The sequence below is a fragment of the Streptomyces sp. NPDC046215 genome, from assembly GCF_040646215.1.
Lineage (GTDB): Bacteria > Actinomycetota > Actinomycetes > Streptomycetales > Streptomycetaceae > Streptomyces > Streptomyces stramineus.
The window spans coordinates 72,062-92,040 of sequence record NZ_JBEYZW010000025.1 but is presented as its reverse complement, the minus strand read 5'-3'; the positions used below and the strand labels follow the sequence as shown (position 1 = coordinate 92,040).

10 protein-coding genes and 2 pseudogenes are annotated in these 19,979 nt (G+C 74.2%); 3 read left to right on the top strand and 9 right to left on the bottom strand.

The features are described from left to right. From ABZ951_RS14070 to ABZ951_RS14060, 3 genes and pseudogenes are all read right to left on the bottom strand, one after another. A pseudogene (locus tag ABZ951_RS14070) lies at nucleotides 1-346 on the bottom strand (hypothetical protein); the annotation flags it as partial. Nucleotides 347-671: 325 nt separating this feature from the next. Further along, complete coding sequence (locus tag ABZ951_RS14065; RefSeq protein ID WP_344097607.1) at nucleotides 672-1,922, bottom strand: helix-turn-helix transcriptional regulator; 1,251 nt, start codon at nucleotides 1,920-1,922, stop codon at nucleotides 672-674. 84 nt (nucleotides 1,923-2,006) lie between these two features. Continuing rightward, a pseudogene (locus ABZ951_RS14060) lies at nucleotides 2,007-2,638 on the bottom strand (HAD family hydrolase). 296 nt (nucleotides 2,639-2,934) lie between these two features. On the opposite strand from ABZ951_RS14060, the gene ABZ951_RS14055 reads away from it, so the two are divergent. After that, nucleotides 2,935-3,429 carry a rhodanese-like domain-containing protein gene (locus tag ABZ951_RS14055; RefSeq protein WP_344097605.1) on the top strand — a complete coding sequence of 165 codons (495 nt, stop codon included), beginning with the start codon at nucleotides 2,935-2,937 and terminating at the stop codon, nucleotides 3,427-3,429. A 37-nt stretch (nucleotides 3,430-3,466) separates the two neighbouring features. On the opposite strand, the gene ABZ951_RS14050 is transcribed toward ABZ951_RS14055, so the two are convergent. Beyond that, a complete protein-coding gene (locus tag ABZ951_RS14050) occupies nucleotides 3,467-4,066 on the bottom strand; it encodes a helix-turn-helix domain-containing protein (protein ID WP_344097602.1) in 600 nt (199 codons plus the stop codon). A gap of 79 nt (nucleotides 4,067-4,145) precedes the next feature. On the opposite strand from ABZ951_RS14050, the gene ABZ951_RS14045 reads away from it, so the two are divergent. Then, nucleotides 4,146-5,042, top strand: a complete 897-nt coding sequence (locus ABZ951_RS14045) for a methyltransferase domain-containing protein (RefSeq protein WP_344097600.1) — start codon at nucleotides 4,146-4,148, stop codon at nucleotides 5,040-5,042. 22 nt (nucleotides 5,043-5,064) lie between these two features. Here ABZ951_RS14045 and ABZ951_RS14040 read toward each other — a convergent pair whose 3' ends face one another. Then, a complete protein-coding gene (locus ABZ951_RS14040) occupies nucleotides 5,065-5,637 on the bottom strand; it encodes an XRE family transcriptional regulator (protein ID WP_344097597.1) in 573 nt (190 codons plus the stop codon). A gap of 97 nt (nucleotides 5,638-5,734) precedes the next feature. Between ABZ951_RS14040 and ABZ951_RS14035 the strand changes: the two genes are divergently transcribed. Next, complete coding sequence (locus ABZ951_RS14035) at nucleotides 5,735-6,604, top strand: DMT family transporter (RefSeq protein WP_344097595.1); 870 nt, start codon at nucleotides 5,735-5,737, stop codon at nucleotides 6,602-6,604. A gap of 169 nt (nucleotides 6,605-6,773) precedes the next feature. On the opposite strand, the gene ABZ951_RS14030 is transcribed toward ABZ951_RS14035, so the two are convergent. The 4 genes from ABZ951_RS14030 to ABZ951_RS14015 form a co-directional block, all read right to left on the bottom strand. Then, nucleotides 6,774-7,535: an acyltransferase gene (locus ABZ951_RS14030; protein ID WP_344097592.1), complete on the bottom strand. Its 762-nt coding sequence runs from the start codon at nucleotides 7,533-7,535 to the stop codon at nucleotides 6,774-6,776. 139 nt (nucleotides 7,536-7,674) lie between these two features. Beyond that, nucleotides 7,675-15,279: a MupA/Atu3671 family FMN-dependent luciferase-like monooxygenase gene (locus ABZ951_RS14025; RefSeq protein ID WP_361279891.1), complete on the bottom strand. Its 7,605-nt coding sequence runs from the start codon at nucleotides 15,277-15,279 to the stop codon at nucleotides 7,675-7,677. Next, the gene (locus ABZ951_RS14020) at nucleotides 15,276-18,572 is read right to left on the bottom strand and encodes a type I polyketide synthase (RefSeq protein ID WP_344090483.1); all 3,297 of its coding nucleotides are present in this window, start codon (nucleotides 18,570-18,572) and stop codon (nucleotides 15,276-15,278) included. The genes ABZ951_RS14025 and ABZ951_RS14020 overlap by 4 nt, the downstream gene beginning before the upstream one ends. Continuing rightward, the gene (locus ABZ951_RS14015; protein WP_361279889.1) at nucleotides 18,569-19,849 is read right to left on the bottom strand and encodes an MFS transporter; all 1,281 of its coding nucleotides are present in this window, start codon (nucleotides 19,847-19,849) and stop codon (nucleotides 18,569-18,571) included. The genes ABZ951_RS14020 and ABZ951_RS14015 overlap by 4 nt, the downstream gene beginning before the upstream one ends. Between the last annotated feature and the right edge of the window lie 130 nt (nucleotides 19,850-19,979).

The window sequence follows — 19,979 nt, the reverse complement described above, 5'->3', positions numbered from 1 at the left end:
AGTGGCTCGGGTAGCCGCGGCCGCGGCATTCCGTCCGGGGCTCGGCCCAGGCCCTGCTCGTGCCGGGCGGTACGAGCAGGACGTAGTCGAGCCGGTTGCGGGGGACGATGACGCCATGGGTGAGCCCGGCCTCGCGCAGGTGCGCCTCAACGGCGTCACGGTCACGGATGACCAACGCCCTCTCCACCATGGGAGCGGGCAGGTACAAGACGTCGAAGTGCTCACCGACGCGAATACCGGCGCCGGCCCCCCGGGCCCAGGTGTCACGGGCACGGTAGGGCAGGTCTGTCCGGCACAAGAGCCAGCGGGCGGCGTCCCAGGTCGTGTCGGGGGAAGCCTGGGTCATCGCGTCACCTCGGGCCGGTGGCAGGTGCACTTACAGGGAAGCGGCTCCGTCTGAGCCGAGCGGGAAGGCGAGCCGATCCGGCGCAGCGGAGTCGCCCCGAGGCAGTCCCGGTGCCGGCCGATCCGGCAGCTCTCCGTGGTGTGCGGGCGGGCAGGGCGGGTTACGGGCACGGCGCCATCCTTCTTGGCCGCGCCGCGTCGCGGACCATGTGGTCGGCGTTGTTCATGGCGATCCCCACGTTCATCGGTGAACGGACATGGAGATGACCGTAGGACCGCCGCAAGGGAAGAGGGGGCACAGTTTGTGCCCCCTCGGAGACGCGCTGTTACGCAGCGAGGAGGCCGATCTTCACTGCCAGTTCAGCAGCCCGGCGGCGGCGGGCCGGCGTCCGGGACTCGGTCCCTTCGAGGATGATTCCCTTGGCGTAGCCGTTGTACCGGATGGTCTCCGGCGCCGACTCGAAGGCCTTGTCCAGGGTGGCCAGCGCGGTGTCCGGCTGGCCGTCCAACTGGTATCCGCGGGCTTCCTCGATGCGGTGCCGCGCCCGGCGCGGCAGGGAGGGAATCGTGAGAGCGTCCGCGGCTGCGGCCTGCTTGACGCTCTCGCCCCCGGCCCGGAGTTCCACGGCGACGGTCACGGCGTGGGCGCCCATGATCGCCTCGGAGAAGGACGTGATCGGGTGGTAGTAACCAGCAGGCAGCGACTTCGACATGGCCTTGGCCTTGTCCCAGTGGCCCCAAGCAGTCCCGTTGTCGCCCCGTCGCGCGGCGGTGTACCCGGCCTCGAACCGGAGGGCACCGGTGATAGCCAGCACGTCTGCATCTGCGTCGGTAAGCAGCGGCTGGAGGTACTCCAGGGTCTCCATGGTGACCGCATCGGCAGCGTCGTAGTGAGCCGGCCCGCTGTCGCGGTGTGCCTGCGCCGCGAGCCACGCGGCGACACCGAGGGCGTGCGGGTCTTCGGACTCCCGGGCGGCGACCATGCCGCGCTCGGCTACTCGCCACAGCAGGTGGGCATCCGGTTGGTAGGCGATGAAGAACTGCGACAGCGAGTAGACCTCGGACAAGACAGCCTGCGCAGCACGACGGGCCGCACCGGTCTCGGATTGCCGTACGGCGAGTTGGGCGTCGCGGATGAGGTCGGGGAGCAACCGGCCGATGACGTCACGGTGGTTCGGTGCCGAGTGGCGAGCTCGCCAGGCTCGGGCAAGGCGGGCCTGGAGGTGCTCCGTCGGGGGTGCCTCCAGGTCGGAGGGGAGCAGAAAGGCGTCGACGGCCGCCTTCACCGCTGGGAGGCGTTGGTGGCCGGGGCCGGCGAACAGATCAACGTGGGTGGTTTGGTCGCCGGTCAGGTCAGCCAGGTCCCCGACGCGCAGTGCGTCGGCGATGCGCAGGATCGTGTGGAGCTTGGGGGTCTGGAGGCGACCGCACTCCACGGCCTTCACCCAGCTGGGCGACCGGCCGACGAGGCCGGCCAGGACAACGCGGCTCATCCCCCGCCGTGTTCGCAGCAATTGCAGTCGTTGCCCGAAGGCGATCGGTTCGGCGTACGGGTCGGGCGTAGCATCTGGTGACACGGTCTCGCCCCTCTCTGAACAGCTCGTCACTGTCAGACTATGGGGCGGGGCCGCATTTCTGTCATGGGTCGGGCGGGAGCCGGATCAGCCGAAGACGGGCCACCCGACCAGCGAGTCGACCCGCCAGTCCGCTGCCATCGCCTCGGGACTGCGGGCCCATAGGTGACCGAGGGGCCCCGACGTAGATGGACTGCGCGAAGCCCGGCAGCAGCCGCAGGCACACAGTCATTGGCCGGGTGGTCCCCGACATAGACCGTGCGCTCAGGAGCAACCCCGACAAGTGACGTCACGCGAGTGAAGAACTCGACATCCGGCTTGGCGACGCCCCACTCACCTGAGACAGCGATGGCGTCAGCAGGCAGGTTCATGGCACGCAGGAGTTCACCGACACGAGGGGTCTGATTACCCGCGATGGCGACGCGCATGCCAGCGGTACGGAGAGCTTCGAGCGCGGGACGGACGTCGGGGTAGAGATCGCTTTCGTCGAGTTGCTCGCCGTACCCGGCTACTTGTCAGGCACGGGCCTCTGCTCCGATGTCGATGCCTGGGCGAATCAGCCTGATGGCATCCGCGTTGTCCCTGCCCTGCGCGACGACGGCGCCAACCAGGGCAGACAAGGTGCAACGGGGAACGCCGAGCCAGTCGGCCCAGGAGTTCCAGCCTCGGTCGTCTCTCACCAGGGTCTCGCCGACATCAAAAACGACTGCCTCGATCATGCACGGAAGCCTATGACGAGGTCTTGCCTCATCCATGGAATCCGGTCACCCGGCTATCCAGTTCGAGGGCATGGTCATGTGATGGGACACCGCCCGCCGAGCGGGGCGGCTCCCAGTGCAGTCGGCGCCGCCGGGCCCGGACTTCCGTACCGGCAGACGCCGGCACGGCACCCGCACACCCAGGCGGGGAATAGACGGTCAACCGCAACAACCACCCATGAAATCCCCGGCCCAACGCCGATTCCACCAGGGAACATCCCTTCAACCCACCGATCATGGATCGTAGATTTTCAGCCATGACAGCAATCACATCCTCCGGCCCCGAGCCCACCCCCACACCCGTGCTCACCGTGCCCCCCGCCGCCTCCGCCGACGCCGCCGTCTACTTCGCCGCGCGCCTCGCCTTTCACACCGACGTCGCCGACGTGCACGCCTCGCTCGCCGCCGGGGCAACGGACTTCGTCGTCGTCGACTCGCGTTCCACCGAGTCCTGGGACCAGGGCCACGTGCCCGGCGCCGTCCACCTTCCGCACGCGCGGATCCCGCAGCTCGCGGCCACGATTCTCGATCCGGCCGTGCCGGTGGTCGTCTACTGCTGGGGGCCCGGCTGCGACGGTGCCACCCGTGCCGCGTTCGCCCTCGCGCGGCTCGGCTACCGCGTCAAGGAGATGCTCGGCGGCATCGAGTACTGGATCCGTGAGGGCTATGCCGTGGAGACCTGGGAAGGTCCCCGGCAGCTCCCGGCGGACCCGCTGACCGCGCCCCTCGGTGGTGAGGACTGCGGCTGCTGAGCCCCGGGCGCGGGCAGGGCACGGCCCGAGAACAGGCTCAGTCCGGCGCCGGCCCCGCAACCCGCGGTCGCGCGCGGACGTGCATCCGCTCGCCCTGGCGGCCCAGCAGGCTGAGGATCTCCACGGGGTTCTCGTCCGCGCTGCCGAACCAGTGCGGCAGCCGCGTGTCGAACTCGGCCACCTCGCCCGGGCCCAGGACCAGGTCGTGGTCGCCCAGCAGCAGCCGCAGGCGCCCGGAGAGCACGTACAGCCACTCGTAGCCCTCGTGGACGCGGGGGTCCGGGGCCTGCCGGGTGCCGGGGATGGTGACCTTCAGGGCCTGGAGCGGCCCGGGCCGGCTGCTCAGGGGCACCACCGTCTTGCCGTGGACCTGGCGCGGGGCGAGGTGGACGCGCGGATCAGCGGTGTCGGGGGCGCCGACGAGCTCGTCCAGGGGGACCTGATGCGCCTGGGCGATGGGCAGGAGGAGTTCGAGACTGGGGCGGCGCTGCCCGGACTCCAGGCGCGAGAGCGTGCTCTTGGAGATGCCGGTGGCCTCGGCCAGGCCGGCCAGGGTGACGCCGCGGCGGGTGCGCAGCCGCCGGAGGCGGGGGCCCACCCCGGCCAGGGTGTCGGCGATCCCGGGTGAGTGTTCCATGGGCCCATTGCACTGCACGCGTCCCGGAAACGGCAACAAAGTTTGCCGGACCGGGGAGGGCGGGAGCAGGCTCCGGCCCATGAGCACACACCACCACCACGAAAATGCCGCGACCGTGAACCCCTCCGAGGCGTTCGACTGGGACGCGATGGCCACCATGCTGGAGCGCCGGGCCGAGCTGCGCACCCCGTTCCTGACGGCGGCCCTGGACTGGCTGGGCGGCCTCGCCCCGGCCGGCGCCGGCCGCGTCCTGGACGTGGGCAGCGGGCCGGGCGTCGTCACCTGCCTGCTCGCCCACCGCTTCCCCGGCGCCCGCGTCACCGCCGTCGACGGCGCCCCCGCCCAACTGGAGCGGGTCCGCGACCGCGCCGCCGGGCAGGGGCTGGCGGAGCGGGTGGACACCCACCGCGCCGACCTGCCCGCGGGGTTCGCCACGCTGGACCCGGCCGACGTGGTCTGGGCCGGGCAGGTCGTCCACCACCTCGGTGACCAGCAGGCGGCCCTGGCCGCGCTGGCCCGGACGCTGCGCCCGGGCGGGGTGCTGGCCATCGTCGAGGGCGGGCTCACCCAGCGCTTCCTGCCCCGCGACTTCGGCCTGGGCCGGCCGGGCTTCCAGGCGCGGCTGGAGGCCGCCGAGGAGGACTGGTTCGCCTCCATGCGCACGGCGCTGCCCGGCTCCGCCGCCGTGGTCGAGGACTGGCCGGCGCTGCTCTCCGGCGCCGGTCTCGTTCCCACCGGCAGCCGGACGTTCCTCACCGACCTGCCCGCGCCCCTGGGCGGGGCCGCCCGCCAGGTCCTGCGCGACCACCTGGCCCGGCGGCGCGAGCACATGGCCGAGCAGCTGGCGCCCGAGGACCGGAAGACGCTGGACCATCTGCTGGACGACGACTCCCCCGCCGGCATCCTCCGGCGCCCCGACGCCTTCTACCTGGAGGCCCAGACGGTGCACACCGCCCGGGCGGCGCTGCCGTCCTGACCCGGCGTCCGGCCGGGCCGGGTCAGTGGGCGGGCGGCAGGGAGACCGCCATCGTCATCTCCACGACCGTGCCCCCGTCGTTGCGGTAGACGTGCGGGACGTCGGCCCCGAAGGTCGCCGACGTCCCCGCGGGCACGGTGAGCTCCTCGCCGTCGACGACAAGGGTGAGCTCGCCTGCCGTGACCCTGAGCAGCTCGACCGTGCCCGGCGGGTGGGGGTCGGAGGCGCTGGAGTCGCCCGGGACGATGCGCCAGTCCCACAGCTCCACCGGCCCCCGCCCCTGGGCGCCGACGAGCAGCGCCGTGTGGCTGCCGGCCTCCGTCGTCCACATGCGCACCGCCTGCTCCCCGGGCACGAGCCGCACCCGTGCCCCCTGCTCGTGGTCGAGGAGCGTGGCGATGCTGATACCGAGGGCGTCGGCGAGCTTGACCGTGGTGCCGACGCTGGGGTTGGTGCGCGCCTGCTCGATCTGGATGATCATGCCGCGGCTGACCCCGGAGCGGGCCGCGAGGGCGTCGAGGGTGAAGCTGCGCTCACCGCGCCAGCGCTTGAGGTTGCGGGCGAGCGACTGCGTGAGCCGGTCGAGGTCCGTCACAGGCTTCAGTCCAATATTTTAGTGACCTGGTTTAATACGCTGCACTACCGTGTGCTGTACTGCACCGTCGAGCACACTGTACTGCGAGGTATTCCCCATGACAGCGGTCTTCGCCCTGACCACCAGCCTCTTGTGGGGGCTGGCCGACTTCGGCGGCGGGCTGCTCACCCGGCGTCTGCCCGCCCTCACCGTGGTCGTCGTCTCCCAGCTGCTGGCCGTCCTCGTCCTGGGCACGGTCGTCCTGGCCACCGGTGGCTGGACGGACGCCGGGCCCCGTTTGTGGTTCGCCGTGGCGGCCGGTGTGGTGGGCCCGGCGGCCATGCTGGCCTTCTACAAGGCGCTGGCCCTCGGGCCCATGGGCGTCGTCGCGCCCGTCGGCGCGCTCGGCGGCGTCGTGGTGCCCATCGGCGTCGGCATCGCCGCCGGGGAGCGGCCCGGGCTCTGGCAGTTCACGGGCATCGCCATCGCCGTCGGCGGCGTCGTCCTCGCGAGCGGCCCGGCGCGCGGCGGCACGCCCGTCGCCCGGCAGACGCTGCTGTACACCCTCTTCGCGGCGTTCGGCTTCGGCGCGGTCATGGCCCTGATCGCCGAGGCGTCGACCACCCTGACCGGGCTCTTCCTCGCGCTGTTCGTCCAGCGCGTGTGCAACGTGGCGGTGGGCGGCACCGCCCTCGCCGCGGCCGTGCGGCGCGGCAGCCCGGCCCTGCCCGCGGAAGGGCTCGGCGCGGTACGGGCGGCGCTGCCCGCGCTCGCCTTCGTCGGGCTCGCGGACGTGGCCGCCAACGGCACGTACAACCTCGCCGCGCAGAGCGGCCCGGTGACCGTCGCGGCGGTGCTCGCCTCGCTCTACCCCGTGGTGACGGCACTGGCCGCGCGCGGCGTGCTCAGCGAGCGGCTGCGCTCGGTGCAGGCCGCGGGCGCCGGGCTGGCGCTGGTCGGCACGGTGCTTCTCGCGTCGGGGGCGTAGGCCCCGGTCCGGCGGGGCTTCGGCTGCGGGCCGCCGTGGCCGCGTTGCCGCCCGCCCACGGCGCGTCCGTCGTTGCCGCCTGCGGCGGGCGCCCTGCGGGCGCATCGTCAGACTCCCCCAGCTATCGCCGGGGGAAGCCTCGCCCTTCCCCCGGCGTAAGACCGTCAGGTCACCGCTCCGCCTCGCCCGGCAGGTCGGCGAGCGCCGCCAGCTGCTCGTGGGTGATGCCCTCGGGGAACGGCACCGGCGCCGGGGTGCGCAGCGGCGGCACCCAGCCGGTCTCGGCGGTCCAGTGCCGCACGGCCCTGGCGGGGGCACCGGCGACCACCGTGTGGTCGGGCACCTCGCCCCGGACGACGGCACCGGCCGCGACGACCACGTTCCGTCCGATCCGGGCGCCCGGCAGGATCACCGCCCCGGTGCCCAGCCAGCTGCCGGAGCCGATGGTGACGGGCGCGCTGCGCGGCCACTGCCGGCCTATCGGCTCCGCGGGGTCGTCGTAGGAGTGGTTGTCGCTGGTGACGTAGACGTACGGGCCGCAGAAGACGTCGTCGCCGAAGGTCACCGGCGCGGAGGCGATCACATGGCTGCCCCGGCCGAGCACCACCCCGTTGCCCAGGCGCAGCACCGGATCCGGGCCGAGGTCGAGGCCGGGCATCATCCCGGCGGTCAGGGTGACCTGTTCGCCGACGATGCAGTGGTCCCCCAGCTCGATCCACCGCTCGCCGAACACGGTGCCCAGGGGGAACGCGAGCCGGGTGCCGGGGCCGATCCTGCGGAAGCGGTACGGGCCCGGGCGCTCGGCGGTGACCGCCCCGGTCGACTGGATCCACCGCCAGCCGCGGTGGACCGCGCGGGAGGCGGCGCGGCGCCCCCAGGCCGTGAGGGCCGCGGGGGCACCGGAGGAGAACGTGTTCCGGTTCTTCGGCACCCGCTCACGGTACTCAGCCCGGCGACCGGCGGCCGGGGCGGTGCGCTGTGATCTTCGCCCCACCCCGGGCCGCCCGGTCCCTCCGGCCCCTGCGACTCCGGCCCCGCCGGACGCGTCCCGGCACGCCCGCCCGCCTCGCTCAGTCGCGCAGGGCCCCGCGGACCTCCTTCGCCAGCAGCGCGGTGTAGTCGCGCGCCCAGCCCTCGACCGTGGCGCGGTCCCACAGGTCCGCCGAGTACTCGACGAACCCCGCCAGCGTCTCCCCGGCCGGGACCAGCCCGAAGCTGATCTCCGTGCGGGCGGCTTCGGGCGCGAGGTCCTCCACGGCCACCGTCACCCCGGGCAGTTCGATGTCCGTCTCCAGCGAGTTCTGGTAGGCGAAGCCGGCCGGCAGCCGGGCCGGCATCTCCACGCCGAGGCGCTCGCGGAAGGCCGCCGCGACCTTCGCGCGGGGGATGACGTGGTCGATGCCCCGCAGGGAGGTGCGGGCGACCTGATCCACCAGGGCGGCGAAGGACTCCGCCTCGCCGACCCGGATCCGCAGCGCGATCGGGATGACCGTACAGGCCACCAGCGCCTCGAACTCCTGGCGCTCGCGGTTGGCGTAGGGCACGCCCAGGAGGACTTCCCGCTGCCCGGCCAGGCCGGCGAGCAGCAGGCCCAGCGCCGCGGCGGCGACCGCGTACGGGGTGGTGCCCCGGCGCCGGGCGAGCGCCTCCACGTCGGAGCGGACCTCCGGGGGCACGGTGAACACCAGGACGCCGCCCCGCCCGCTCGGCTCGGCCGGACGTGGCCGGTCCAGCGGCAGGTCGAGGTGGAAGGGCACGCCGTCGAGCTCGCGCAGCCAGTACTCCGTCCTGCGGGCGTCGTCCGCCGCGTCGGTGTGGTCCCGCTGCCACAGGGCGTAGGCGGCGGGCTGCGGCGGGGACTGCGGGAGCGGGTCGGTGGCGCCCTCGACGGCCGCGCCGTAGAACGCGGCGAGCTCCTTGAGCAGGACGCTCACCGCCCAGGCGTCGCACGACGAGTGGTGCAGGGCGAACAGCAGCACCCATGTCGCCGGGCCGGTGCGCAGCAGCCGGAACACCGAGGCCGGGCCCGCGGCGAGGTCGAAGGGCGTCTCCGCCGCCTCCGCGCTGATCCGCTCGGCCTCCGCCGCCGGTGCGGGCCACGAGGTGAGGTCGACGACCGGCAGGTCCACGGGCCGGGCCCGCAGCACCTCCTGCCGCCACCCCTCGCCGTCCGGGGCGAAGCGGGTGCGCAGTGCCTCGTGCCGGGCCACGAGGTGCGACAGGGCGGTGCGCAGCGCGTCGACGTCGAGGGAGCCGGAGAAGGTCAGCCGCATGACGACGTTGAAGACCTGGGGCAGGGCGTGCCCTTGGTGCGCGACGATGAAGCGGGCCTGCTGCGGGGTGGCGGGGGCCCGGTGCTCCACCTCGTCCGCGGTGTGCCCCGTGTCCCCGTCGCCCCCATCGCCCCCGTCGGTGGTGCCCGCCAGGTGGGCGGCCATGGCCCGCAGCGTGGGGTCCTGGTAGAAGTTCACCATCGGGTACTCGGTGCCGAACTCCTCGCGCACCCGGTTGATCAGCCGGATCGCGGTGATCGAGTGCCCGCCGAGGTCGAAGAACGAGGCGTCGGGCCCGATGGCGTCGGCGTCGGTGCCGAACTGGGCGGCCCAGACCGCCCGCAGCCGCCGCTCGACGTCCTGCCGCTCGATGTCCTGCCGCCCGGCGACGGACGTCCCAGGGGCCGGGGCCCGCCGGGGAGCCGACGGTACGCCGGTGACGAGGCCGGGGGCGGGCAGCGCCGCGCGGTCCAGCTTGCCGTTGCCGCCGGTCGGCAGCGAGGGCAGGACGGCCCAGGCCCGGGGGACGAGGTATTCGGGCAGCCGGGCCGCCAGTTCGTCGGCCATGAGGTCGGCGAACGCCTGCCGGTCGGCCGCGGTGTCGCCGACCGGGTCGGCGGGGACGGCGTAGGCGGCCAGGCAGGCGTCGCCCCGGGCGTCCCGGCGGGCGAGGACGACCGCCTCGCGCACCCCCTCCAGGGCGTTGAGCGCGCGGGACGCCTCCTCCGGCTCGACCCGGTAGCCGCGGATCTTGACCTGGTCGTCGGTCCGGCCGCGGAACTCCAGCTTGCCGTCCCCGGTCCAGCGCACCAGGTCGCCCGTCCGGTAGGTCCGGGCGTCCGGGTCCCCGTCGAGGCCGGGCAGGAAGCGCTCCGCGGTCGCCTCAGGCTTGTTCAGGTAGCCCCGGGCCACGCCCGCGCCGCCGACGTGGAGCTCGCCCACCGTCCCGACGGGGACCGGCTCCCCGGCCGCGTCCAGCACCCGCAGCCGGACGTTGTCGACGGGCCGCCCGATCGCGATCTCCCCGCCCTCGGGGGTGACGGGCTCGACGGTGCACAGGACGGTGGTCTCGGTGGGGCCGTAGACGTTGAACACCTCGTAGGGGGTGCCCGGGCGCGGCCGGGTGCGCAGGACGTCACCGCCCGCCAGCAGGTGGCGCAGCGGCGGCTGGTCGCTTGCGGGGAGCTCCAGGACGGCCTCGGCCAGGGCGGTGGGCAGGATCGAGAAGGTGACCCGCTGCGCCGCGTACCAGCGGGCCAGCTCCAGGGGGTCCTTGCGCACGGCGTCGTCGGCGACCGTGATCGAGGCGCCCGCCGTGAGGGCCGGCCAGATCTCCAGGACGGAGGCGTCGAAGCTCTGGCTGCACACGAGGGCGCTGCGGTCGGCCGCGGTGAAGGCCAGGCGGCGGTGGTGCCACTGGCAGAGGTTGAGGACAGCGCGGTGGGGCACCGCGACGCCCTTGGGGCTGCCGGTGCTGCCGGAGGTGTGGATGACGTAGCAGAGCGACGAGCCGTCAGTCGCGGTCCCGAAAGCGGCTCCGGTGGGCGCGGCGGTGTCTTGCGGCCAGTCGTCCGGGGTCACGACCGCGACGCCGGCGGGCGGTTCCAGGCCGGCGGCCCCGGTGGTGACGAGGGTGCGGGCCCCGCACTCCGCGATCACCTTCCCGGCCCGCGCCGCGCCCAGGGCGGGGTCGAGCGGCACGTACGCGCGGCCGGCCTTGAGGACCGCGAGCATGGCCACGACGAGGTCGGCGGAGCGCGGCAGCCACAGGGCGACCGTCCCGTCGGAACCCTCAGCGGCGCTCCCGCCGCGCTCGCGGATCACGGCGGCGAGCCGCTCGGCCCGCTCCTCCAGCTCGCCGTAGGTGAGCCGGGCGGAGCCGTCGGTCACCGCGGTCCGGCCCGGGTGGGCGGCGGCCTGCCGGGCGACCAGCGCGTGCACGGTGGTGTCCTCGACGGCGCGGACCGGCCCGCGCTCCCAGGCCGCCGGTACGGCGCCGCCGTGCGGCACGGGCGCGGCGAGGCGGGACAGCGGCGTCCGCGGTGCCTCGGCCGCCGCTTCGAGGAGCTCCCGGAACGTGGTGAAGAAGCGCTCGACGGTCCCGGCGTCGAACAGGTCGGTGTTGTACTCCAGGTGGCAGCGGATGCCCTGGGGCTGGTCGGTGAAGTAGACGGCGAGATCCGCCAGGGCCTTGTCCGGGCCCGCGTCCAGGGGCGTGGCGCTCACCCCGGGCAGCTCGAAGCGGAAAGGCTCGCTGCGCTCGAACTCGGCGAGCACCTGGAAGACGGGCGTCCGGTCGGTGGCCCGGCGCGGCGCGAGGTCGCGCACCACGGACTCGAAGGGCACGTCGGCGTGGTCGTAGGCGTCCAGGGCGACGCCGCGGACCCGGCCGAGGAGGGTGGCGAACTCCGGGTCGCCGGAGAGGTCGACGCGCAGGGCCAGGGTGTTGACGAAGAAACCGAGCACGTCGGCCGCGCTCTGCGGCCGGTTCGACATCGGGGTGCCGATGACGATGTCCTCCTGCCCGGTGACCCGGTGCAGCATGGCCGCGTACCCGGCGAGCAGCGTCATGAACAGGGTGGACCGGTGGGCGCGGCTCACCTCGCGCAGCCGCGCGGACAGGGCGGCGTCGAGGGTGTGGAAGACCGCCCGGCCGTTCGACGTCATCGTCGCGGGCCGGGGCCGGTCGCCGGGCAGCTCCAGGACCGGCAGCTCGCCGCCGAGCGTCTTGCGCCAGTAGGCCAGGTCTTCGGCGGCCTTGGGGCTGTCGAGGGCCGCGAGCTGCTCACGGGCGCAGTCGGCGTAGCTCAGGTCGAGGGCGGGGAGGGTGAGGAGGGGGGCGTCGCTGCCGTCCCGCTCGGCCCGGTACAGGGCGGACAGGTCGCGGGCCAGGACGGCGGCCGAGGCCGCGTCGACCACGATGTGGTGCAGGGAGAGGACGAGCACGTGCCGCTCGGCCGCCTGCCGGACCAGCCGGGTGACGAACAGCGGCCCGTTCCCGAGGTCGAACAGGCGGGCGCTCTCGGCCTCCAGGACCTGCCGCACGGCGTCGTCCGGCCCGGTGCCGTCGACCACGGCGAAGTCCGGTTCGCCGTGGTCCAGGACGAGCTGGCGCGGTTCGCCGCCGATCTCCCGGAAGACGGTGCGCAGCCCTTCGTGCCGGGCCACGAGGCCCCGCAGCGCGGCGCGCAGGGCGGGCACGTCGAGCGGCCCCTCCAGGAGGACGGCCTTGGTCTCGTTGTAGGCGGTGCGGCCCGGCAGCATGCGCTCCAGGAACCAGATGCGCAGTTGGCCGGGCGAGAGCGGGGCGGGCGGCGCGGTGGCCGGGGTGCCGGTCCGGGGGGCCCGGGTGTAGCGGCGGCGCAGGGTGTCGAGGTGGGTGAGGCCGGTGCGCAGCTCGTCGGGGCTCACGCCGAAGTCGACGAGGGAGACGATCTCGTCGGCGCCCGCCGCGGTCACCTCGTCGACGACGGAGGAGACGCTGTCCGGGGTGCCGATGAGCGCGCGCTGGTCGCAGTAGCGGTCGTAGGCGCGGTGGAACACGGCGTCGAGGTCGTCCTCGCTGAGGCCCGCGAGGTCCGCCTTGTGCCCGAGGCTGTTGGTGACGCCGCCGAACAGCGAGAGGGACGCCCGCATGTAGCGCGACAGCGGTGCATAGGCCCCGGCCCGGGCGGCGATGTGGTCCGCGGCCAGATAGGTGTGCAGCAGGACGGCGACCCGGCCGGTGTCCGGGTCCAGGCCGTGGTCGGCGCGGGCACGCCGGTAGCGGGCGATGTTGTCGCGGAGCTGTTCGACGCTCTGTGTCATGAGGTTGGTGACGACGCCGAGGCCGTGGCGGGCGGCGAGCTCGTAGGAGGCGGGGTTGCCGACCACCGCCGTGTACAGGGGCGGGTCGTCCTGGACGGGCCGGGGGAAGAGCCGCAGTTCGGCCTCGCCGTCTCCGGTGGTACGGCGCAGGGGGTCGCCGCGCCAGAGTCGGCGGACGTCCTCCAGCTGCTCGTACATGGTCTCGCGGTGCCGCCCGAAGCGGTCGGGGAAGAACGCGAAGTCGTGGGCGTGCCAGCCGGAGGCGACTCCGAGCCCGATCCGCCCGCCGGAGAGGTTGTCGACCATCGACCACTCCTCGGCGACCCGGATCGGGTCGTGGAGGGGGAGGACGACGGACCCGGCGTTGAGCCTGACGCGCTCGGTCTCGCGGGCGAGCGCGGCGGCGAGCACGGCGGGGTTGGGAAAGAGGCCGCCGAAGGAGTGGAAGTGCCGCTCGGGCATCCAGAGCGCGTGAAACCCGTGCCGGTCGGCGAAACGGGCGGTCTCCAGGACGAGGTCGTACTTGCCGTGGCGGGGGGCGTCGTCCTGGGGGTAGTCACCGAAGAAGTAGATGCTGAAGTCGGGGGTGCGGGGGGTGGCTCGGGCGGCGTTCCGGTCGGCGGCCGCCGGGTGGCGGTCGGCCCCGCCGCCCGTCGTGCGGGACGCGGCGGACGCCGCCGAGCCGGTGTCGGCCGGCGCGGCGGAGTGGACGTCACCCCCGCCAATCGGGGCGCGGAGCCGGCCCGCTGGCGCCGCCGCAGGGTAGGGGTCGGCCCCGCCGCCCGTCGTGCGGGACGCGGCGGCGTTCCATGCCATCGTGGGGGCGATGGGCCGCGCGACGGCCGGGCCGGGCGTTCCGCCCGCGACCGGCGCCGGCGCGGGCGCTCCCGTCGCCGCGGGCGCTCCCGTCTCCGCAGGCGGCTCAACAGCCGGGGTCGCCGGCCTGTCCGGCCCCGCGCCGAGCGCGCCCCCAGCAGGGGCGGCAGGCCCGTCGGACCCGTCCGGCACGCCCGTCCCGACGACCCCGGCGGGCGCCGACCCGGCCCCGGCAGGGGCCGGCACGGCCACCGGCCCGCCGGGGAAGAATCCCGCCCCCCGCAGCTCGCGCAGCGACCCCCGCACCGCGTCGACGACGAACTCGATGTCCCCGTCCGTGTGCGCGGTCGACAGGAAGAAGTTGCGCCACTCCCACACGTGCACACCGCGCAGCATCAGGTGGTGGTACAGGAGTTCCATGTCCGCGCGGTGCTCGAAGCGGAACTGGGAGCCGAAGTGGCTCATCCGCAGCGGGAACTCCTCGGCCTCGAAGAACGCGTTGAGCGTGTCCGCCATCCCGGCCGTGCGGGCGTTGAGCCGCTCCTGGAGCACGGGGCTGTGCTCCTCCAGATGTGTCAGCACGGCGCGCGCCGCCACCATCGACACCGGGTGCTGGATGTACGTGCCGCCGAAGAACGTCGTATCGGCGGGCGGGTAGCTGTCGTCGCCGTAGCTCCAGTAGCCGCCGTCGACGCCGTCCATGATGTCGGAGCGCCCGGCGATGGCCCCGATCGGGAAGCCGCCGCCGAGGAGCTTGCCGTAGGTCGCGAGGTCGGGGGTGACGCCGTAGAGCTCCTGGGCGCCGCGCGGCGCGGGGCGGAAGCCGGTCAGCATCTCGTCGAACATCAACACGATGCCGTGGCGCCGTGTCAGTTCACGGAGCTCGCGGACGAACTCGACCGGCTGGAGGGCGGGGTGCCGGCTCTGCACGGGTTCGACGACGACCACGGCGATGTCAGCGGCGTCCCGCTCGATCACCTCCAGGCTCTCCCGGCTGCCGTAGTCGAGGACCAGCAGGTCCGCGACGGCGCTCTGCGGGATGCCGCTGGAGACGGGCACGGTCACCCGGTCCGTGCCGGCCCCCGAGGAACGGCCGAGGACGCCGTCGGAGTGGCCGTGATAGGCGCCGTTGAAGATGACCATCTTGGTGCGGCCGGTGGCGGCGCGGGCCAGGCGGATCGCGCCGGAGTTGGCCTCGGTGCCGGAGTTGGCGAAGGCCACCCGCTCCATGCCGGTCAGCCTGGCCAGCAGCTCGGCGGCCTCGCCGGTCTCGACGTTGCGGGGGCCGAGCTGGATGCCGCGGGAGAGGTGCTCGCGGACGGCTTCGGTCACGAACGCCGGTTCGTGACCGAAGAGGAGCACCCCGAAGCCCATGGTGATGTCGACATAGCGATTGCCGTCGACGTCTTCCAGGGACGCCCCGCTCGCCCGGCGCCCGGCGATCGGGTAGAGCATCTCCTTGGTGCCGCTGCGGAAGCCGACGACGGCCCGGCTGTCGGCGAGCACCCGGCGGTACCGCCGGGCGATCTCCTTGGAGGTCGGGGTCCGGGCGGTGTAGCGGCGGACGAGGTCGTCGAGGTGCGCCTGCTGGGAGCGCGGGGAGGCACCCTGGACCATGCCGGAGGAGCGCGCGACGCTCACCCGGGGCCCGTGCACCCGCCGCTCCCCCGGCCCGTCCTCCCGAGTGGTGCCGAGCTGTCCGGCGATGCGCTGCGCGAGCTCGGCCATGGCCGCCAGATCCTGGTCGAGGGCCGCGGACGCGGCGCCGAGCCCGCTCACTTGGCCACCGTGCCGTTCAGCCGGACCGTCGCGGCGGCGGTCTGCAAGGAGAGCAACTGCGAGAGCTGGGACATCATCTGCAGCTGTATCTGCGCTATCTGGTGCAGTTTCTGGGCGAGGTCCTCCAGCTCGGCGCGGGTGGCGTACTCCGGCGCGGCCCCGCCCCGGGGCCCGGTGACGGCCGCGCCGGCGGGTTCGGGGGCGGCCGGTTCGGCAGCGACAGCGGGCTGGGGAGCGGCCGGTTCGACGGCGACAGCGGGTTCGGGAGCGGCCGGCTCGGAAACGATCACCGCTGGGGCCGTCGGCCCGGCCGTCACCGGACCGGCCATCCGGCCGGCGATCAGCACCGCGAGCTGCCGCGGCGTGCCCGTCTCCTCGAACAGCTCCCGCATCGCCACCTTGACGCTGTACTCCTGCTCCAGCTCGCGCAGCACGCTGATCATCTGCAACGAGTCCGCGCCGAGGTCGAAGAAGGACGTCTCTCCGGTGATCGTCTCCGGGTCATGGCTGAGATATCTGGCGGTGAGCTCGACGATGCTCCGCAGAATCCGCTCGACCGCTGCCTCGTGCTGTGCCACTACGGCTCCATTTCTCGCTGGTGTTCCGGACCGGACGGCGAAGAGCTCCGGGCCCGTCCAGTGGTCCTCGTGCTGGAATCGGTAACCGGGCAGCGGGATCCGCCGCCCCCCGCTGCCGTCCAGAAGTGCCTGCCAGCGGATGTCCGCCCCGGCGCAGTGCAGCTCCCCCACCGCCGACCACAGCGCCGCCGTCCCGGCGCCGCGCCGCAGCGAGGGCACCGCCGGCACCCCGGGCAGCGCGCGCCGCGCCAGGCCGCTGAGCGTGGTGTGCGGGCCGATCTCGACGAGCGCCGCGGGCTGCTGCCCGCCGAGGGCACGCAGCACCCGGTCGAAGCGCACGGGCTCGCGCGTCTGCCGGACGAAGTAAGCTGCGTCCGGCGTCCAGCCGGGTGCCCGTGGCGTGCCGTCGAGCCCGCTGACGAACGGGACGGTGACGGGGCGGAACGTCACCTTCTCCAGCACGGTCCGGAAGGGCTCCAGGACCGGGTCCGTCCCGGCGGTGTGGAACGCGTGGTCCACCGCGAGCCGCTCGGCCCGTACGCCGCGCCCGTCCAGCAGCGCGCACAGCCGGTCGACGGCCGCGGCGGACCCGGCGAGGACGTGGCTCCGTTCGCCGTTGGCCACGGCCACCTCGACGCCCGGCACCTCGGCCGCCAGGGCCAGCGCGGTGGGACAGCCGACCGGTACCGCGGCCATCGCGCCCGGCCGTCCGAGCCGCCGCATCAGCCGGCCCCGCTCCGCGGTGAGCCGCAGGCCCTCTGCCAGGGACAGCGCCCCGGCGGCGCACAGGGCGGCGTACTCGCCCACGCTGTGCCCGGCGACGGCGGCCGGTGTGACGCCCGCGTCGCGCCACAGCCGGACGAGCGCGCACTGCAGCGCGAACAGGGCGGGCTGCGCGATGTCGGTCGGCCAAGTCTCCGCGGTGGCGGCGCCGGTACCCAGGAGCCCGTCGAGGAGGGAGCCGCCGCGCAGGTCGCGGTAGTGGCGCTCGCAGGTGTCGAGCACCTCGCGCACGGCGGGGAACCGCTCGTACAGCGGGCGGGCCATGCCGGGGTACGGGCTGCCCTGCCCGGTGAACAGGAACACGACGTCCGCCGTGGCCTCCCGGGGCACCGTGCCGGTCGTCACCGCCGGGCGGCCGCCGGGGCCGGCGGCCAGCCAGGCGTCGAGCGCGTCGGCGAGGGCCGCGGTGGTGCTCCCCCGGGCCGCCAGCCGGTACCGGCCGTGGGTCCGGCCGAGCGCGGCGGTGGTGACGAGGTCCGCGAGGTCGGTGCCGGGCCGCTCCCGCAGCCGGTCGCGGAAGGCGGCGGCGTTGGCGGTCAGCGCCTCCGGGGCGCTGCCGGAGAGCACCAGCAGCCCGGGCGGTGCCGCCCGGCCGGTCCGGGGGGCGGGCTCGGGGGCCTGCTCCAGGACGAGGTGGACGTTGGTGCCGCCGACGCCCAGCGAGGTGAGGCCCGCCCGGCGCGGGGTGTCGCCCTGCGGCCAGGGCCGGGGCTCCCGGGGGATGTAGAAGGGGCTGCCCTCCAGGGCCAGCAGCGGGTTGGGGCGGCTGAAATTGGCCATCGGCGGGACGACGCCGTGCCGCAGGACGAGGAGCGTCTTGATCAGGCCGGCCAGTCCCGAGCCGACGTCGAGGTGGCCGATGTTGGCCTTCACGGAGCCGAGCGCGCAGTAGCCGGCCCGGTCGGTGTCCTCGCGGAACGCGGCCGCGGCGCCGGCGAATTCGATCGGGTCGCCCTTGAGCGTGCCGGTCCCGTGGGTCTCCAGGTAGCCGATGGTGCCGGCGCCGACGCCCGCCCGCCGCAGGGCCAGGCGGATGGCGTCCCGCTGCCCGCGCGCGCTGGGCGCGGCGTACGCCTTCTTGTCCGCGCCGTCGTTGGTGACGCCCCAGCCGCGGATGACGCCGTGGACGGTGTCACCGTCGGCGACCGCCCGGTCCAGCCGCTTGAGGACGACGGCCGCGACGCCGGTGCCGCCGACGGTGCCGTCGGCGCCCGCGTCGAACGCCCGCAGCCGGCCGGTCTTGGAGAGGATGGATCCCTTGACGTAGCGGTAGCCCAGGACCTGGGGCACGTGCACGGCCGTGGCGCCGGCGAGGGCGATGTCGCAGTCGCCCAGCAGCAGCGCCTGGGCAGCCTGCTGGACGGCCACCAGGGAACTGGAGCAGCCCGTCTGCACGTTGACGGACGGCCCGGTGAGGCCGAGCCGGTGGGAGACGCGGGTCGCGGTGAAGTCGGTGTAGTTGCCGACCATGGCCTGCATCCTGGAGAGCCAGTCGTCGCCGGGCTCCGCGGGCAGGACGTTGTTCAGGAGGTAGTTCTCCATGGAGTACAGGTGGTAGCCGGTGGTGGCGTAGACGCCCACGCGGGAGCCGTCGCGCTCGCCCGGGTACCCGGCGTCCTCCAGCGCGTGCTGGGCGCACTCCAGGAACAGGCGCTGCTGGGGGTCGGTGAGCTGCGCCTCGCGGGCGCTCATGCCGAAGTGCCGGGCGTCGAAGCCTGCGATGTCCGTCAGGAGGCCGGTGGCGCCGACGAAGTCCGGCGCCCGGTACCGGTCCTCGGGGACGCCGGCCGCGGCCAGTTCCCCGTCGGTGAAGCGGGTGATGCGGTCCTCACCGTCGCGGATGATCCGCCAGAACTCCTCGGGGGTGTCGGCGCCGGGGTAGCGGAAGGCGGTGCCGATGACGGCGACGGCGGTGTCGCGGGGGAGGTTCATGAGCTCCGGCCCTCCGCCGTGGAGACGTCCCGGCCCGGCGCGGGGCCTTCGCCTCGCTCCTGCTCCCGGCGGGCGGGAGCGGCGCCGCGTCTGAGGAGCACGGCGAGGAGGCCGGCGCACAGGGCGATCGCGAGGCCGTGGAAGGCGGCCACGACGGGCAGCGGCGCGACGTACTCCAGCAGGGCCGCGCTGACGATCATCCCCAGGCCGAAGCCGGCGTTCTCGGCGGAAGCCGACAGGCCGAAGAGGCGGCCGCGCTGTGCGTCGGGGGCGGCCTGGAGGCGGGTGACGTACACGATCTCCGTGAAGCCGTCGGCCATTCCGGCGATCAGCGCGGCGATGACGGCGGGGACGGTGGGCAGGCCGCTGAAGACCACGATGAAGGCCGCCGACATCACGATCGACCCGAGCGCGAAGGCCCGCTCGCCGGGCGCGAGCCCGCCCTTGCCCGTGAAGCGGCCGCACAGTTGCTGGGCGACGATGTTGCCGATCGCCCAGGTCGCCCAGAACTGGCTGATGAACGTCGCCGGATGGCCGGGATCCAGGCTGCTGGAGTAGATGGGCAGGGCGACGTTGTGGGACGAGGAGCCCAGCCCGTCGACGGAGCGGACGGCGATCATCACCGCGAGGAGCGGGGCCGCCCGCAGCATGGTCAGGGACGCCCAGCGGCCCCCGGTGCCGGCCCCCTCCGGCGCGCCGCCGCCCGCCGGGGCCCCGGCGGCGGCCCGGGTGCGCAAGGGCAGGAGGAAGAGGATCACCGCGGAGATCACGAAGGTGGCGGCGTCGAGTGCAAAGGCCGTGGCGTAGCCGAGCTGCGCCACGACGACACCGGAGGAGGCGAATCCGGCGATCATGGCGAGGGAGCGGCCGGTCACCAGCAGGCCGTTGGCGCGGGTGCGGAGCTCGGCCCCGACGATCTCCGGGACGCTGCTGCGCAGCGCCACCTGGGAGAGGGTCGAGCAGGAGCCGGTGACGACGGCGAGGGCGAAGAGCAGTGCGACCCGTCCGCCGTCGGGGGTCAGCAGCAGCACGCCCAGCGCGGTGGCCTGGGTGAGGTCGGCGCCGACCATCAGGCGCTTGCGGTCGTGGCGGGAGACGAGGCGGCCGGCGACGAAGCCCGCCAGGACGTTGGTGACCAGGCGTAACGCCATGAAGAGGCCGGCGGTGAGCGCGCTGCCCGTCACGTGGTAGATGAAGACGTTCAGCGCCACCATGTTGAGGTAGCTGCCGTACGCCGAGATCCCGTTGCCGACGACGAGCAGACGAAAGTGCCCCACGCGTGTTCCCCCTCCGGCCGGCCTCTTCGGATGCCTCCGCGAGCGGCGGCGGACCCCCTCACACTCGCCCGCATCGAAGCGCGCCTGGAGCCACGCGAGTTGGGGACTTGACATGCCCGCAGGCCCGCGT

Excerpts from the sequence above, each read along its gene's own strand:
- ABZ951_RS14050 (WP_344097602.1), bottom strand. The coding sequence starts at position 4,066 with ATGGAACACTCACCCGGGATCGCCGACACCCTGGCCGGGGTGGGCCCC.
- ABZ951_RS14020 (WP_344090483.1), bottom strand. The coding sequence starts at position 18,572 with ATGAACCTCCCCCGCGACACCGCCGTCGCCGTCATCGGCACCGCCTTC.
- ABZ951_RS14045 (WP_344097600.1), top strand. The coding sequence starts at position 4,146 with ATGAGCACACACCACCACCACGAAAATGCCGCGACCGTGAACCCCTCC.
- ABZ951_RS14035 (WP_344097595.1), top strand. The coding sequence starts at position 5,735 with ATGACAGCGGTCTTCGCCCTGACCACCAGCCTCTTGTGGGGGCTGGCC.
- ABZ951_RS14055 (WP_344097605.1), top strand. The coding sequence starts at position 2,935 with ATGACAGCAATCACATCCTCCGGCCCCGAGCCCACCCCCACACCCGTG.